We start from the raw sequence: 17,125 nt of genomic DNA on the forward strand, positions 1-17,125 counted from the left end.
TTGGTATGTTTTTCCAGGCAGTGTTATTTGACCGGAGGAACGGCCATTACGACCATTCCCCTTGGTTACCTGGTTATTCAGGCTAAATTATTCGGCTTCGCTACGGGGCAGGGCCATCATTTTTTGTTTGATGCTCTGCAGGTAGCCAGGTTCGTTTAGACGCTCGTGATCACATTCTGGACAATGCTCAATCTCCTCAACTTTTAAGTTGCAAATCACATCTTGTTCCAACCAATTAATCGATTTAATGTGTTTGGGGGCGATAAACACTTTCTTGCCACCTGGCAACCATTTATTAGTATCCACTACCAGTAGCGGAATTTCCCAGTTAGTGGTATCCAGGATCAGATCATGTACTTGACCAATGCTGCCGTCGAGGGCCTTAACTTCGTAGCCATGCAACTCGTCAATAGAGCGCAAATGGTTAGCATGAGCTTTATTATCACCCTGTTCTTGTGATTCGAGCTCGTCGGCCAGAGTCTGCTGGGTTAGATCCGGTTGAGCCAGGGCGGTTGGATTGGCATATTCCCCCCACGCTCCAGGACCGGTCCAATAGTAGCCATATCCCAGGTACGAAAAGAGTAATTCTTCGTACTCCCTGGACACGGGTTTGTGTTCATCAATGGAGGGGCTGTCCTTTACTTGCTGCTTGGACAAAGCGACATGTATTTTTTCTTCGTCACTGTCAATTTCACGCAGTGCAATAGGTGAGATAAGCACTTTTTCACCCAGTGGCAGCCACTTGTTGGTATCGGCGTACATATACCTGACCGCCCAGGCGCGATCGTCAAACAGAAAATCTTTACTTACACCTATGTCGCCATCCGTTGCTGCAATCGTAAATCTCTTAATATCTCGTAAACCTGCAAACATAATGTTCTCCCTACCGGTTGATACAAAATTGGCCGTGATCGAAGCTGGAGCTGGGCGCGCTAATATTGCGTCTATTACCCAGAGCCACCGTCAAAACCATGGTCATCCTTAAAATTAGTTATTATTAAGCATTAACACAAGTATCAGCAAAATGCACGCCAGCTCAGCAGGCTAACAAGGGGCGGTGGGTTCAATGGAACTGCTTGATTTCTATACGAATAATATCCGCTAAAAAAGGTAACAATTATCCCTCGGGTGTAATATTTACATGAGTCGGCAAAGGTTCATTACGGGCTGTTACAGGGCAGGGGACATATACTACGTGGGGCCCTGGTCATAACCCGGTAGGCCGTTGATCTTTTCTAGCCATGATTGAGCAGACTGGGACCAAATTTGCAACTTAGGTATAAGTTCATTGCGCTGGTCAACGGCCCCAGTGCGTAAGTTATATGCCTTGGGCCCAATACTGTCAGAGGTTGCGTAAATCCCTGTACCACAATGTTGGCAAAAACCTTGTGCTCGGCGGTTACCGCTGTGAGCAACCTTAATGTATTCCTGAGGCTGGCCTTTGTTAAATGTTAGGCCCTCAATTTTTGTTACCACCACAGTACGAAATGCGCTGGCAGATAATACTGGCAATCCGTACAGTAGCAGATCGTGGCGGTTTCAGGCATAACATCCGCGCTGAATTCAAGTTCACCGCAATGACAACGAGCGGTTATCTTCAGGCTAATTCCTCAATTAAATGTAAAAGTGACACGGCATAACGGTGCAAAAAAACTAACCCAAGATTTTCCAACATACAAAAAACAGACTAAATAAAGTTAGTATGCTCAAACAGCACAGGGTATAAACTCGAAACCAGCCTTGAGGTTTATACTCAGGGCTGACGTCAACGCCCATCATGACTTTGTAATTTAACCAGGCATAAATTGGTGCACTGACAAAAGACACGGTCGTGACAAAGTCTAAAAGGCTTTTAATGTCGGCGCTGAAATCGGTGATGATCCACCAACTGCCCGCGGCTAAAACCCCTAGAGCAACGCTATAGACAACTCCGCCTGAGCGATTTTTGGGCTGGGTATTTGGTGCCGCGTTACTTTGTTGGTGAGAGGCAGGCTGTTCGTCGCGACTTAACAGATAGGCGCGTTTCCACACTTGCGGAAAGCCATCTGCCACTGCGAAGGTAGTAGAAAATAATGCCACAAACGTCACCACGGCCATCAATAACCAGCTCCAGTCGCCTAACGCATTGCTGTATATGCCCACCAGTTGACCGGCAAATGCGGCCGCCGAGTCGGCGAATCCCTCTCCTTGGCCGAACATCAATAATGCCCCTAACCATAAAAAGATGATGGCTAACAGCAAACTGACACCATACCCGATATTAAAATCTGTGGTGGCATTGCGAGCATTTTCTGGGCCTGGTTTGGCGCCACGGGACAAGATCCAAAGTGAGTGCCATACGGATACTTCAACTGCGGTGGGCATCCAGCCAATCAGAGCGACGATAAAGGCAATGCTTGCTGTTACACCTAAATTGATAGTTGGCGCTGCGTTAGACGGGGTAAAGCCTAAACGGCCAATGGCGGCAAACCAGGCAATCACGCTGCATATCACCAGTATGAACATCATCCATTTGAGTAGGGTGTTGAGCACCTTGTAATGACCAACTAACAATACCGCGCACACTACGCCTAATACCAATGCCGCCCACTGAGAAAGGGACAGCATATCGCCAAATAGATTCATGGCTAACGCGGCTGTGACTATGGTCACGCCTGATTGCACAAAAAACATAGTGATAAAAGTTAAGACTAAAAAGAGATAAAACGCCCAATTACCCACAGCGCGATAACCGTCGAGTAAACTCTTTCCGGTTAATCCCGCGTATTTAGGCCCGAATAGGAAAAAAGGATACTTAATAACGTGGGCGAGTAAGATAAAACCCAACAGTGCAAAGCCGAAATCTGCCCCAGCCCGGGTTGCTTGAACTATGTGCGACACACCAATGCTGGTGGCGGCCCAAACGATACCCGGGCCAAGCAAAGCCATAATTTTAGTTAATTTCATTGTGATTGAGGTCCTATGTGCCGATATTTTTACGTTTTAACAGACAATGCCGGGCAATGGCTAAAGTGCGCGCTATTGTGACAAATATCGGAATTAATGCAGTTAGAACGAAATATTTTTGAGCCTTTTGCTATGACAATCAGGCGGTTGTACAAGGAACATTAATTTAAGTTATGTATGAGCGTTTGTAAAATGTAGTTGGCAACCAGGCGCGGTGTTAATTATAATCATTCGTGAGCAAAATATTGGTTCAGCAATATACATACTTGCTATCTCAATCTTACTATTACCGCAGTTAGGATCCCCAAGGTGTTTGATTTTCAAGTATTGCTTACTTTTTACTGGTTATGAACGAGTAAATTCCCCTATCTGATTAATAGACCCTCAACTTGTTAGCTTGAGGGTACTGCGTTTAGTAATTCAAGTAATGCATTCAGAGCAATCGGTTTGACTATATGATGGTTAAAGCCTGCGGCAGATGATTTGCGTCTGTCTTCTGCTTGCCCCCAACCGGTTAGCGCAATGATCGTTATGTCTTTACCCCAATCGTGTTGGCGAATGGCTTCACACACTTGGTAGCCATTAAGTGTCGGCAGGCCAATATCGAGTAGTATCACATCAGGCTGGTATTGCTTTGCGGCGATAAGCGCCTGTTCGCCATCATAAACCACCCTTGTGTTGTGGTTGTGCATCTCAAGTAACATTTGCATACTGTCAGCGCTGTCTTGGTTATCATCGACTATCAGCACGTTGAGAGACACTGAGTGAGCGGGCTTAGGATGTTTTTCGATTGGTATCGGTTGAGTTATTTCTGCCGGCTCACAGGGTAAAAAGACCGTAAATTTGCTTCCATAACCTAAACCTGGGCTTTCACAAACTACTGTGCCACCGTGCATTTCCACTAAACGCTTGACTAAAGAAAGCCCAATACCTAGGCCTCCTTCTGATTGCTCTAGATGATGATGAACCTGAGTAAACAACTCAAACACTTGGGGTCGCATTTCCTCGGCAATCCCCAAGCCGTTGTCTTTGACACTGATTTGTACTTGCTCGTTATGTTGGCGCACACTCAGGGTGATTTCCCCCTCTTTGGGTGTGTATTTGCAGGCGTTATTGAGTAAATTCCCCAAGACCTGGGCCAAACGAGCGGCATCGGCATTGAGGTAGATAGGGTGCTCAGACATATTGACTTGCAAGTTGTGGCCTAAACGCTTGATATAAGGACGGGCCATTTCCACCGCATGTTCAATGATCTGCCTTACTTCTATCTGCTGGCGCTTAAGGGATAGCTTGTCTTTTGATATTCGACTGATATCCAGTAAATCGTCTATAAGACGGACCATTTGCACCACTTGGCGCTCCATTGTTACCACGGCAGTTTGCACCATTGCAGGTTCAGTTTGCACGCTACGGATAAGCTCCAATGAGTTAAGTAGTGGTGCCAGTGGGTTACGTAATTCATGGGCCAAGGTGGCTAAGAATTCGTCCTTACGCCTATCCGCGGCGGATAGTTTATTGGTGAGCTTGGTGAGTTTTTCGGCCATTTGTCGTTGCTCTGTCACATCGGTATTGGTTCCAAAGAAACGCACTAGCTTGCCGTCTTTGTCGTGAATGGCATTCATCCGCGACAAGAACCAGCGAAATTGCCCATCGTGCCCTCTTAGAGGAAAGGTGTCTTCCCAGTCAATGCCTTGCGTTAAACAGGCGGTGAATTTGGCGAAAACTGCCCTTTCATGATCTGGATGATGAAGGGTTCTCCAGCCGCCACCTAGGTTTTGCTCTAGAGTCGTGCCAGTATAAGAAAGCCAACGCTGATTAAACCATTCAATTTCACCTTGGGCGTTGGCCATCCAAGCCAATTGAGGGACATTGTCTGCCATCGCGCGAAAACGCTCTTCACTTAGACGCATGGCGACCTCGTTCTGACGCCTTTTGATGACCAGCTCCGCGGTACGCATGATGATGTCCAGACTATCGAAATCCACTCGATCCGGTGATTGAGGAGTCGGGTAATACATGGCGAAAACACCCAGCACGTCTTTTCCTGACATTATGGGCAGGGACCAACAAGCCTGTAAATTGTGTGAAAGAGCCAGTTCTTTGTAGTTTAGCCACAGGGGATCGCTGGCAATATCGGCCACAAACACCCCTTGTTTGCTCGCAGCTGCTGTGCCACAAGAGCCATTCCCCTCATCAATCGCTAATCCGTTTATTTGCAGTGCATAGACCGCTGGTAGGCTAGGCGCAGCAACAAGCTTTAAGGTTTGGGTATGCTCGTCAACCAACATAATGCTGCCGATCATGCCGTTTTTAGAGTGCTCTTCTAACGACAGGATTAGGGTTTCAAACACGTCGTTTAACGGGGCTTCTTGAGCCATTAATTCTAACGCATTGGTTTGGGCAATTTGTAAGGCTTCGGTGCGTTTGCGATCGCTAATATCTGCCACTATCCCTAACATACGGGTGGGTTTGCCGACATGGGGATTATACAGACTGCCGTGTACGGCTATCCAATGTATGCTTTCATCGGGCCAAATAACCCGGCACTCACAGCGAAAGTCGGTCTTTTGCTCAATGGCTTGAGCGAACTTGTGTTCAACTTCATGTCGATCCTCCGGATGCACATGGTCCAAGAAGCCTTTGCGTCCCCATAGTTCTTCCGGAATGGCTTCATTGTAGCCAAAACAGCGATCGTGATGCAGGGAGCGCTTCGAGGTATCGTTTATTAAATCCAAGTCCCAATCGCCTACTTGGGCCGCTTCTAAGGTTAAATCTAAGGTGGCTTTGCTGGCGCGTAAGGTATCTAAAATACGTAGGTGCTCTGTCCTCACCCAAAAGCGCCGAGCAAATTCAATCACCAGCTCAATTTCGTCGTCCCGCCATGTATAGGGGGGATTACGATAAACCCCTAGTACAAAGTTATTATTTTTCCCTAAGCTAATGGGTACACATATCAGTGCACCTATACCTCTTTGGTTGCCGTCACCGTTGGTGAATCTGGGATCGCTGGCCACATCGTTAACCACTAACGTGAGGTTTTCCGTTTGGCACATTGCTACTTCAGGGGGGATTTCCCCGGTGGTGCTAAATATGGCGAGTTGAGGATTTTTTTGCCACTGATGGGTAATGGCCAGGCGTTCTGAAATAGGGTGAGTTTCAGTAAAAACACAGGCACTTAATGCTAAGTGGTCGACTAAATGTTCAGTGATGATGGTTTTAATTTTGCTTAGGCTGTCGGCACTCAGTAGATCGGCGCTGACTTGTGTGAGCATAGTAGAATTACGCTCTGCCCGTTTGCGCTTGGTGATATCGATGCCCGATGGGATCAATTGTACTACTGTGTCGTGCTCGTCGAAAATGGGGTGAAGCATGAAATCCACATCGATATACTGCCCATCGCCAACACGAGCTATGGTATCAAAGCGAGAGGATGCCCCCCGTTTAGCGTTATTAATTGCCCTGAGTATTAACCGCTGAACTGCCGGATCATAAGACCACCAATAGGTTTTTTCAAAAGCTAATCCGATCACCTCGCTTCCTGTTAGCCCCGCAGATGCCAATGCTGCTTTATTTGCTTCACGCAAAATACCGTCAGGTGTCATGACCCCCATAAAAACAGCGAGTCGCTCTAACACGTCGGTGACGACTTTACCGCCGGCATCGTCGTTGAATACTTTTTGGTTATCGTTGTTGGTCGTCTGGCCCGCACCGCGAGGGGAACGTTTCGCTAATAGGCTGCCTATGCCAGCGCAAATTAATATAAACCACAGGGACTGCATGGAAAATGCAGACACCAGAGAATATGGTATTTGATGACGAAAAATATAACTGACAGCGCACAGGGCAGATAGTGACATTACGTTTGCCACAGCAAAACCTTTACGCTGTGAAAGGTATAAAACGCTGGGTAAAAATAACCATAACGCTTCCCCGGGTGTAAAAACCGTAACCCTGTTATTAGCGACAAGGATCGCCAAAAAAAACATTAATAATGCCCATAAATAGGCAATAACCGATTGCCGTGAATAGCGTACTTGAGAGCGAAAATGCATCATCAATATCCGTCTGTTGAAGGTGTGTTTTTCCTTCCTAATATGGTGGCGATTCTGCACGGTTTTACAGTTATTTCAAGCGACGTTGAAAAATAAAAAAGCCGCCTCGGCTTTTCCTAAGCGGCTTTCAATACGTGGGAATTACCTGGGCAGGTTATCCCGATCCGGGCTCAGATTATTTACTGATTTTTTTGTATTTCAAGCGGTGGGGTTCGACTACATCGTGGCCGTAAGTCAATTTTAACCAGGCGGCATATTCACTGTAGTTCCCATCGAAGAAGTTGATTTTTCCTTCGTCACGGTAATCCATAATATGGGTAGCGACGCGGTCTAAAAACCAGCGATCATGGGAAATTACCATGGCACAGCCGGGGAATTCCAAAATGGCGTTTTCCAGGGCGCGCAGGGTTTCCACATCCAAATCATTGGTGGGTTCATCGAGCAGCAATACATTGCCTCCGGCTTTGAGTAACTTGGCTAAATGCACCCTGTTACGTTCACCACCAGATAGATCCTTGATGAATTTTTGCTGATCGTTACCTTTAAAGTTAAAGCGGCTGCAATAGGCGCGGCTGTTAAGCTCAAAATTGCCTATGCGGATCACCTCAGAATCATCGGAAATTTCTTTGTAAACCGTGTTGTTGCCGTTCATATGATCGCGAAATTGCTCAACACTGGCCAATTGCACCGTTTCACCGACACTGATGTCACCTGAGTCCGCCTGTTCATCACCGCTAAGCATTTTAAACAGGGTAGATTTACCCGCGCCGTTGGGGCCGATGATCCCCACTATGGCCCCTTTGGGCATGGAGAACGTGAGATCGTCAATCAACAGACGATCGCCGTAAGATTTACGTAAATGGCTGACTTCAATAACCTTGTCACCCAGTCGCTCTCCCGGGGGGATAAAGAGCTCGTTGGTCTCGTTGCGCTTTTGATAATCCCCGGTATTGAGTTCTTCAAAACGCGCCATACGTGCCTTGCTTTTGGCATGGCGGCCTTTGGCGTTGGAGCGAACCCATTCCAGTTCGGTTTTGATGGATTTTTGTTTGGCGCTTTCAGTACGTTCTTCCTGAGCTAAACGGGCGTCTTTTTGTTCCAGCCAGGAAGAGTAATTGCCTTCCCATGGGATCCCCTGACCTCGGTCCAGTTCGAGTATCCAGCCTGCTACATTATCTAGGAAATACCGATCGTGGGTAATAGCGACCACTGTGCCTTCATAATCATGTAAGAAGCGCTCTAACCAGGCTACCGATTCTGCATCCAGGTGGTTGGTTGGTTCATCGAGCAGTAACATGTCGGGCTTTTCCAGTAACAAGCGGCACAAGGCAACTCGGCGGCGCTCACCACCAGATAATATACTCACGTCTGCATCCCAGGGGGGCAGTCGCAGGGCATCGGCAGCCCGCTCTAAGGCGTTATCCAAGTTATGCCCATCTTTACTTTGAATAATAGCTTCCAGTTCGCCTTGCTCTTTGGCCAGGGCGTCAAAGTCGGCATCTTCTTCTGCGTAGGCAGCGTACACTTCATCTATACGTTTTAAGGCATGCACCACATCGGCTACCGCTTCTTCAATATTACCGCGCACATCTTTACTTTCATCCAGCTGGGGCTCCTGGGGCAGATAACCAATTTTTAGACCTGCCTGGGGAATGGCTTCACCTTCGATGTCTTTATCTAAACCGGCCATAATGCGCAATAAGGTAGATTTACCTGAGCCATTAATACCCAGTACCCCGATTTTGGCACCGGGGAAAAAGCTCAAAGAGATATTTTTTAAGATATATTTGTTTGGGGGCACGATTTTGCCCACGCGATTCATGCTATATACGTATTGCGCCATGATTTAAACAACTCCATAAAATTTTACCTATTGTAAACACTGGGCATACGTGATGAAAGCACAAGCTGAGACTATTTTTTTATTTTTGTGTTTTGCCTGCAAAAGGGGACGTTAGGCTTTTTTTATTCGGTTTAAATTGTGTGATAGAACCAAAATAGGCCGTGGCTATAATACCCCAGCTATTTTGAAAAATTCGGTGTGCATCCCCTTCTTCACTCGCGTAGTATTTGGCTTGTTAAGGTGCCTTAAGAGAGAGCTATGTTAAAAAAATCATCCGTTTTAGTTATTTGTGTAGGGCTATTTTGTCAGCCTGTACTGGCCAGTCAGTTGATTGAAAATGCCCTGATTGAACACGTTAGCCAGGGGTTAGATGAGACTAAAACCTTGCTGATTAAAACGGTCAATATTAACAGCGGGACCATGAACTTCCCTGGGGTTAAACAAGTAGGTGATATGCTTAAAAAAGAGTATGACGCTTTGGGCTTTACCACCCAGTGGATTGATGGCAGCGAGTTTAATCGTGCCGGGCATCTGGTTGCCACCTATGAGTCACCCTTAAACCCCACAGGGCAAAAATTATTGCTTATTGGCCACCTGGATACGGTTTTTGCCAAAGAGGATACCTTTCAACGAGCCAAGGAAATTGACAACACCCATATCGCCGGGCCAGGCATTTCTGATATGAAAGGTGGCAATGTGATCATGTTAGCGGCGATCAAAGCCTTAAAAACCCAAGGGTTGCTGCAAGGCTTAAATATTAAAGTGGTGCTGACTGGCGATGAAGAGTCTAGCGGTCGGCCGTTAGCAAAATCGAAAAAAGCCTTAATTGATGCGGCCATTTGGGCAGATGTAGCCCTGGGGTTCGAAGATGCTGATGGGGATATTCGCACGGCTGTCACTGCCAGGCGTGGTGCTGCTTCATGGCAATTAACTACAACGGGTAACGCTGCTCACTCATCCCAAATTTTCACTGACAAAGTAGGGGATGGGGCAATCTTTGAAATGGCCCGTATTTTACAAGAATTTCGTTTACAGTTAGCCGACTTGCCACTACTGAGTTTTAACCCTGGGGTGATTGCCGGTGGTACGCGGATTAGCCAAAGTCAGGGCGGGGATGAGATAAGCGCTTTTGGCAAAACCAACGTGGTGGCGCAACATGCTATGGTCAAAGGTGGTTTGCGAGCTGCGTCATTGGAGCAGCTCAAAGGATCCCGTGGCATCATGCAAAACATTGTTGACCAACACCTTGCCCATACGGATGCAACGTTCACCTTTGATGATGGTTACCCGCCGATGAAAGAAACCAAGGGAAATAAATCGTTGCTCGCTCAGTATAGCCAAGTAAGTGTGGATTTGGGCTACGGGCCTATTAGCGCAGTTAACCCCAGAAATGCCGGTGCCGCGGATATCTCTTTTACCGCTGGGCACGTAAAAATGGCCATTGATGGGTTAGGGCTAATGGGAGATGGCGGACACACCAAAGATGAAATCGCCGACATGACTACCTTTAAACAGAACATCGAGAAAACAGCCGTATTAATGTACCGCCTGTCTGGTCTTTAATTTACCCAAACAAGCGGTAAAACAGCTAGGCACTATGCAATTGATACATTTAGCACTAACAGCTTTTTTTATGACCTGCGGTAGTTAAACGGCTAAGCCATTTAGCGCGTCACCCACAACCAGTGCAATGCGCTTGATATGTAACGAAAAGGATCAATATGAAATCGTGTAATTGGGGAATAATAGGCCCTGGCTTTATAGCTGATATGTTTGCCGAGGCGTTAGCCCCCTCACCCCGTGGCCAGTTATATGCCGTGGCAAGTCGCAATGTGACTAAGGCGCAAACCTTTGCCGATAAATACAATGCGGCCAAGGCGTACGGTAGCTACCAAGACATGTTAAACGACCCCAACGTAGATGCGGTATATATCGCTACGCCCCAGAGTTTGCATTACCAGCAAGCAAAAATGTGTTTGGAAGCCGGCAAACACGTATTAATGGAAAAACCCCTGACCATAAACGCCGCGCAAACTGAGTCTCTAATTGCCCTGGCCCAGCGTAAAAATTTGCTACTGCAAGAAGGGCTGTGGAGTCGTTTTATGCCTTGTTTCGAACAGGTGAAAGTGTGGTTAGATGAAGATCGTATCGGCGAACTGCAGTATATTTGTTCGGATATAGGTTTTGCTTTTGGACACCATCAAGGGCATCGATTACACGATCCTAATTTGGGCGGCGGCGCCTTACTTGATTTAGGTGTGTATAGCATTACCCTTAGCCAATATTTGCTGCAAGAACATCCTAGCGAAATCAGCGCCATGAGCCATTTTGGCACCCGCCAAGTGGATGAGAATACTGTGGTCAATATGCGTTACCCTTCGGGACGTTTTTCCCAGTTCACTTGTACTATTGCTGCCCAAGCGAGCAATTCCATGACATTGATGGGCAGCAAAGGGCGCATTGTATTGCCGTATATGTTTTGGAATGGCAACAAGATTATTTTGCAGCAAGAAGACAGGCAAGACGAAGTGATTGAATTTGCCCACCGCGTGAACGGTTTTGAATACCAAATTGAAGAAGCCATGCATATGATGGATAAAAAGCAATGCTGCAGTGCCTTTATGCCCCATGCAGACAGCTTGGCTGTGATGCAAACCATGGATGAAATTCGACGTCAAATCGGCCTGGAATTTAGCCCCGATGCAGAGCGTGTTTAACGTCAATAAGCCGAGGCCGCACAAGCGGCGATCTATCTTTACATCATTAGGTTATAGGTCATTGCACAAAACCTATGTACAAAAAATCCAAAATGACTAGAATATGCGCTCTTTTATGAATCTTAAATAGCCCGCGTATATACCCAAAATTTATGGAATTGCATGGCGGCTGTATATCAATGCAGCCAACCAATATGCCGTTTCAAAGACTAAGCGTATAAAGGCTTTCCCGAGGAGAACTGATGTTATCACGTGATATGAATATTGCCGATTTTGACCCTGAACTAAGTCAGGCCATCGCCCAAGAAACTCAGCGCCAAGAGCAGCATATTGAGTTAATAGCCTCTGAAAATTACTGCAGCCCGCGGGTATTAGAAGCCCAAGGCTCACAGTTAACCAATAAATATGCCGAAGGTTACCCACACAAACGTTATTACGGCGGCTGTGAATATGTGGATATCGCCGAAGATTTGGCCATAGAGCGGGCTAAACAGTTATTTGGTGCCGACTATGCCAATGTGCAGCCGCACTCAGGCTCACAAGCTAACTCTGCGGTGTTTATGGCCTTGCTTGACGCCGGTGACACCGTGCTGGGTATGAGTTTGGCCCATGGCGGTCACTTAACCCACGGATCACACGTGAGCTTTTCTGGTAAAACTTATAACGCGGTGCAATACGGTATAGACGAACAGACCGGTAAAATTGATTACGACGCCATTGAAGCCTTGGCGGTTGAACATAAACCCAAAATGCTGATCGGTGGATTCTCTGCGTATTCAGGCATCATAGATTGGCAGCGTTTTCGCGCCATTGCCGACAAGGTGGGTGCTTATCTGCTGGTGGATATGGCCCATGTAGCCGGTTTAGTGGCCGCGGGTTTATACCCTAATCCGCTACCCCATGCCCATGTGGTGACCACGACTACCCATAAAACCCTGGCAGGCCCACGTGGCGGCTTGATTTTATCGGCCTGTGGCGATGAAGCCATCTATAAAAAACTCAACAGTTCGGTATTCCCGGGTAACCAGGGTGGTCCGTTGTGTCATGTGATAGCGGCTAAAGCCGTGGCCTTTAAAGAAGCCTTGCAGCCTGACTTTAAAGTTTACCAACAGCAAGTATTACTGAATGCCAAAGCTATGGTGGCTGTCATGCAAGAGCGGGGCTATAAAATTGTTTCTGGTGGTACCGAAAATCATTTGTTTTTGCTTGATCTCATCGACAAAGACATCACCGGTAAAGATGCTGACGCTGCCCTGGGCAACGCCAATATTACAGTTAATAAAAACTCGGTGCCTAACGATCCCCGCTCACCTTTTGTTACCAGTGGTTTGCGAATTGGTTCTCCTGCTATCACCCGCCGGGGCTTTAAAGAAGAACAAGCCCAACAAGTGGCCACCTGGATGTGTGACGTGCTGGATAACATTCAAGACACTTCAGTAGTTGAACGTGTTAAGGGTGAGGTTTTGGCCTTGTGTGAGAAGTTCCCGGTTTACGCTTACCGCTAAATCAGTTGCATAATAAAAAACGCACCGACTCAGGTGCATTTTTTATGTCTATCGAAAATCTGCGACAAAAAAGTCAATTATTTGACTTGGATAGTTATTGACTTTTTTGCATACCAGTACTGCTGGTGCAGTTACAACTGATCGCACAGCTCTTGCGTAAATATTTTATTCCCCTGCGAACAACTAAAACACAAGTTAACTTGGCTTATAAGTTGCTTAATAAAAGCCCAAGATCACGAAAAACGAAATGCTGATAAAAAAATGACACTCTTAACTAAAATGTTCCCTATTGGCCTGACAACATACATGTTAGTAGGTTGTTCGTCTTTTAATTCAATGGACTCGTTTAATCTTTTTACGAATGATGACCCCGATGCAAAAACCAGGCTTTGTGCCCGGGATACCGGCGAATTTTATCAGTGTCATGACATAATGATTGAAAATAAAAAAATCGATAAAGACACCAGCTTGTTTAGCACTGACTTGCATTTTCAACTTCTGGGTGAATATACCGAACAAATGGCAACGGATCTTCAGCACGACCTAAAAGGTGTGGTTATTGACGCCCCCATAGTTGTCGCTTCTTTTGTTTATTTAGATTCGACGCTGCAGACGACCAATAACCTAGGTATTCAACTAGCCGAGTATTTTATCAATGATCTGCAGGAGATTGGCTTACCGGTTAGTGATCATAAATTGACCGGGTGGCTTAACGTCAATGCCCAAGGGGATTTTGTATTTTCTCGCAACCAAGATGAATTACGAAATGATCTCGAGATAGGTTATGTCGTCACCGGGACTATGCTTAAAAACGACCGTGGGGTAATAGTTAACGTGCGACTGATCAATTTTAACACGAATGAAATTGCCGCATCAAGTTCGAAGTTTTTGCCCAGTATATTAACTGATAATTTGTTGTAGCCCAATAGCCAAGGGCTAAACGGGTATTCAAAACGAATTGAGTCAATGGGCATAAAATAAAAATTACTGCTGGACAATCAGCACTAGCAAAACTAGCAAAAGCAAATAAATGAGATTATAAACAAAGTTCTGCGTCTATTCCTTCTGAACATTGTTGGTGATCCTCTTTTCTTTGGATTTTACCAAAAAGCCAGCGCCGTAGGAACAATATTACCGGTTAAGACTAGAGACGGTGATTTTTTGCCGGCCAAGGCTGTTAGTTTATAGTTGGCAGCTTGCTGCGAGTTTGTGGTTTAAACAGCAACACTAGGGTTCATCGATCGCACAGACCGTCAGCGCCAAATCGTAAGGTCAACAAACAATCCTCCCAGCTATTATCCTCATTTTAATTTTTCATCTGGCATCCTATTTGCTCACGATTTTACTTTAAGCCATTTATGAGCCGATAAAATATAACCTTAACTGAGAAATATTAGCGCGGATTGCTTTTGCCATAAGCAGTTTATCTAGGTTGGCTCCTTTGGTGATTTGCTTGCACTTAGCAACTAACGAGCACAGAATGCCTACCTAACAGGCTGTATTACCTAATGATTTTAGGCTAAATCAACTATTGTTAGAAAAACTTAAGATTCAAGCTTTTCAGTCGATGCAGATATCGCGGGGTAGTGTCCGTATGAAGTGTTATCGGGATGTATAGTTGTAAACACCTACTAAATTGAGGTTGTAAAGTAAACTGATTAGCACGGCGGCCTGAACATTGGAATGTTAAGCGAACGATTTTTATTAAAGGTTTGCGAACAGAAGCCGTTAAAGTAATTGTACACCCGTAATGTTTCATTAAGCATTACTAAAGACCTTGATTGAAGAGCATAGATACGTAGTTATTTAGTGCCTAATCAATTAATTAATATTTGTTAAATAGGAGTGTTGCTATGCAACCAAATAGAACAAAACTAGCTCTTCATATAGGGGCTGTTGTATTGGGAGCATCGTGTGCTTTTAATGCTGCAGCTGAGACATTTAACGTAACTGTCAATACTATTTCAGATGTAAGTATTCTTGAAGTTACGCAGCTTGATTTTGGCGAAAACATTACCACAGACGCCAGCCAATCTTGCGTCATGGATGCAGATGTTCCGCCAAATACTGCGGTGTTTTCTGATGTTGTTGTAGCGGGAACAAACTATGGATTAATTACTGGCTTGGCTTGTATAGGTTCTGGTGTCACGGTCGCGACGCCTGGTGTATACAGCATCACAGGTGAGGCAGGGCTAGATGTCAATCTGACCCTAAATACTGAAATACAAGCCGGCGGGGATTTTACTTTTTCTCCAGGCCAAGGGTGTGGAGTGGATCATGACGGAACGTCGGCGCTTGATGCGTGTAATGCTATCACGGTCGGGACGCCCATTCTATTGACTATTGCAGACGGTGTAGATGGTGCGCCAGCTATTTCAGGTCAGACCCATTTTACCGTTGGTGGCACCATTGCCATCGGTGCAACAGGCCTTACGTCTGACACTAACTATAACGCCACCTTTTTAGTTAACGTTATTTATTGATCGCAGATCGATTATTAATAATTTAACTATCGTCTGAGAGAATTGGAGTTTCACATGAATTTAAAATTACGCTATATTGCCGCCGGTTTGGCCATTTTACCCGCTTGTACCAATGTTTTTGCAGCTGATGCAACGATGACTGGTTTATTTAAAACCATTAAAAATGTCACTATTAGCCAGGTTGCCGGCTTTGAAATGGTAATCAACGGTTTGCAACCTGCTTCAGGGTCAAATTGTATTATGGCTACTCCTACTACGGCTGCCGACTGGGCAGGTGATGCCAACATGCTTATGTCCAGCACTGGCGCACTAGCAGCCAGTGCTAGCTACGGTGCTATGACAGGTGTAGGCTGTTCTGCTGCGACGCCAGGTGTACCGGGTATTTTCGAAATCGACGGTGCCAGCGGTGCTGACGTTACTATTACCCTAGCCAACGCTAATGCCGGGGGGATAGCCTTTGTACCAGCAGGTTGTGTAGGTGATTATGACGGCCTTGCCGACGGCGATGTATGTACTGCAATGGCAGTAGGTGTTAATGCTCCTATTACTTTGGCTAATGTGGCGGATCAAACCGTCAGTGCCGGTAATGGTGTACCGGTTGCCGGTAAAGCCCGCCTGGTATTAGCTGGTAATGTAACTTCGTCAATCGGCTTAACCGCCGCGACGGCTTATGTGGTGCCGTTTGATATTACGGTCACCTACTAAAAGCTTGGCATTAACGTTATACATTTTAGTATCGAGTCATTATCATCTTGGGTGATGATGACTTTTTTTTCGGAGAGTATTTGTGCTTAAACAACGTATAATCAGAAGCTTAGCATTCACACTAGCTGTTTTGTCTTTATCAAGTCAAGCAATGAGTATTTCAACCTACCGCATCTATTTGGATAGCGATAATAGTAGTGCTTCTTTTCTTATGTTTAATAAAACAGCTGTACAGGAGAAGTGCAGGTTGTCTTTAGTACATAATAATTTTGACGAATACGGCAAGATGAGCCACGTTGACGGCGATGATTTGCCGACTAACTCGGCCGAGCCCTGGATCCGTTTTTCACCGAAGAACTTCACCGCTGAGCCCTTGTCGCCACAAACTGTCCGTTTTAGCCTAAGACGTAAAGCTAATTCAGAGGCCAAAGAGTACCGTTCATACTTGGAAGTATTTTGTGATGAGGTTGAAAAAGCCACGGCAAAATCTGACAATAATTCCAAACTACCCAATATCAGTATCAAGCCAAGATTAGTGCAAAACGTGCCTATTATTGTACGTACCGGAAAACTCGACGCTCAACTCAGCTTTAGTGAATTTGAACTTATTGCAGACAAGTTGTTTTTTAATATCAATCGTCAGGGAAATCGTTCGGTATACGGTAGTCTGGAGTTGATTAATAAACAGACGGATGAGGTTATTAATTATCGCAAGAATGTTTCGGTATACACAGAAACCAACCAGGTCAGGTATGATTTGACCGTGATTGATGTGCCCCGGGATCAGCTGGCAGTGCGGTTTGTGGAAGATAAGCAATACGGTGGTTCTATTACGTATCAGCAAGACGTAGTATTAAATTAGCGATATTGGCAT

11 protein-coding genes and 1 pseudogene are annotated in these 17,125 nt (G+C 45.8%); 7 read left to right on the forward strand and 5 right to left on the reverse strand.

Annotation, left to right across the window (positions count from 1 at the left end):
• Positions 1-87 precede the first annotated feature (87 nt).
• The 5 genes and pseudogenes from AC3RV5_RS06245 to ettA form a co-directional block, all read right to left on the reverse strand.
• A complete protein-coding gene (locus AC3RV5_RS06245; RefSeq protein ID WP_489731099.1) occupies positions 88-873 on the reverse strand; it encodes a PRC-barrel domain containing protein in 786 nt (261 codons plus the stop codon).
• A 318-nt stretch (positions 874-1,191) separates the two neighbouring features.
• A pseudogene (locus AC3RV5_RS06250) lies at positions 1,192-1,547 on the reverse strand (GFA family protein).
• A 106-nt stretch (positions 1,548-1,653) separates the two neighbouring features.
• The gene (locus AC3RV5_RS06255; protein ID WP_489731100.1) at positions 1,654-2,946 is read right to left on the reverse strand and encodes an NRAMP family divalent metal transporter; all 1,293 of its coding nucleotides are present in this window, start codon (positions 2,944-2,946) and stop codon (positions 1,654-1,656) included.
• A gap of 392 nt (positions 2,947-3,338) precedes the next feature.
• The gene (locus AC3RV5_RS06260; protein ID WP_489732104.1) at positions 3,339-6,998 is read right to left on the reverse strand and encodes a PAS domain S-box protein; all 3,660 of its coding nucleotides are present in this window, start codon (positions 6,996-6,998) and stop codon (positions 3,339-3,341) included.
• Positions 6,999-7,173: 175 nt separating this feature from the next.
• Complete coding sequence (ettA, locus tag AC3RV5_RS06265; RefSeq protein WP_489731101.1) at positions 7,174-8,841, reverse strand: energy-dependent translational throttle protein EttA; 1,668 nt, start codon at positions 8,839-8,841, stop codon at positions 7,174-7,176.
• 258 nt (positions 8,842-9,099) lie between these two features.
• Between ettA and AC3RV5_RS06270 the strand changes: the two genes are divergently transcribed.
• From AC3RV5_RS06270 to AC3RV5_RS06300, 7 genes are all read left to right on the forward strand, one after another.
• Positions 9,100-10,404, forward strand: a complete 1,305-nt coding sequence (locus tag AC3RV5_RS06270) for a M20/M25/M40 family metallo-hydrolase (RefSeq protein ID WP_489731102.1) — start codon at positions 9,100-9,102, stop codon at positions 10,402-10,404.
• 158 nt (positions 10,405-10,562) lie between these two features.
• Positions 10,563-11,558 (forward strand): Gfo/Idh/MocA family protein, encoded by a 996-nt coding sequence (locus AC3RV5_RS06275; RefSeq protein WP_489731103.1) that lies wholly within the window; start codon positions 10,563-10,565, stop codon positions 11,556-11,558.
• 242 nt (positions 11,559-11,800) lie between these two features.
• Positions 11,801-13,063, forward strand: coding sequence for a serine hydroxymethyltransferase (glyA, locus tag AC3RV5_RS06280; RefSeq protein WP_489731104.1), 1,263 nt, complete (start codon positions 11,801-11,803; stop codon positions 13,061-13,063).
• 261 nt (positions 13,064-13,324) lie between these two features.
• A complete protein-coding gene (locus AC3RV5_RS06285) occupies positions 13,325-13,984 on the forward strand; it encodes a FlgO family outer membrane protein (RefSeq protein ID WP_489731105.1) in 660 nt (219 codons plus the stop codon).
• 932 nt (positions 13,985-14,916) lie between these two features.
• Complete coding sequence (locus tag AC3RV5_RS06290; protein ID WP_489731106.1) at positions 14,917-15,546, forward strand: hypothetical protein; 630 nt, start codon at positions 14,917-14,919, stop codon at positions 15,544-15,546.
• Positions 15,547-15,600: 54 nt separating this feature from the next.
• Entirely contained in the window at positions 15,601-16,251 is a 651-nt protein-coding gene (locus AC3RV5_RS06295; protein WP_489731107.1) for a hypothetical protein, read from the forward strand.
• Between the two features lie 247 nt (positions 16,252-16,498).
• The gene (locus AC3RV5_RS06300) at positions 16,499-17,113 is read left to right on the forward strand and encodes a hypothetical protein (RefSeq protein WP_489731108.1); all 615 of its coding nucleotides are present in this window, start codon (positions 16,499-16,501) and stop codon (positions 17,111-17,113) included.
• Positions 17,114-17,125 lie beyond the last annotated feature (12 nt).

The organism is Paraglaciecola sp. IT1134, from assembly GCF_058068185.1.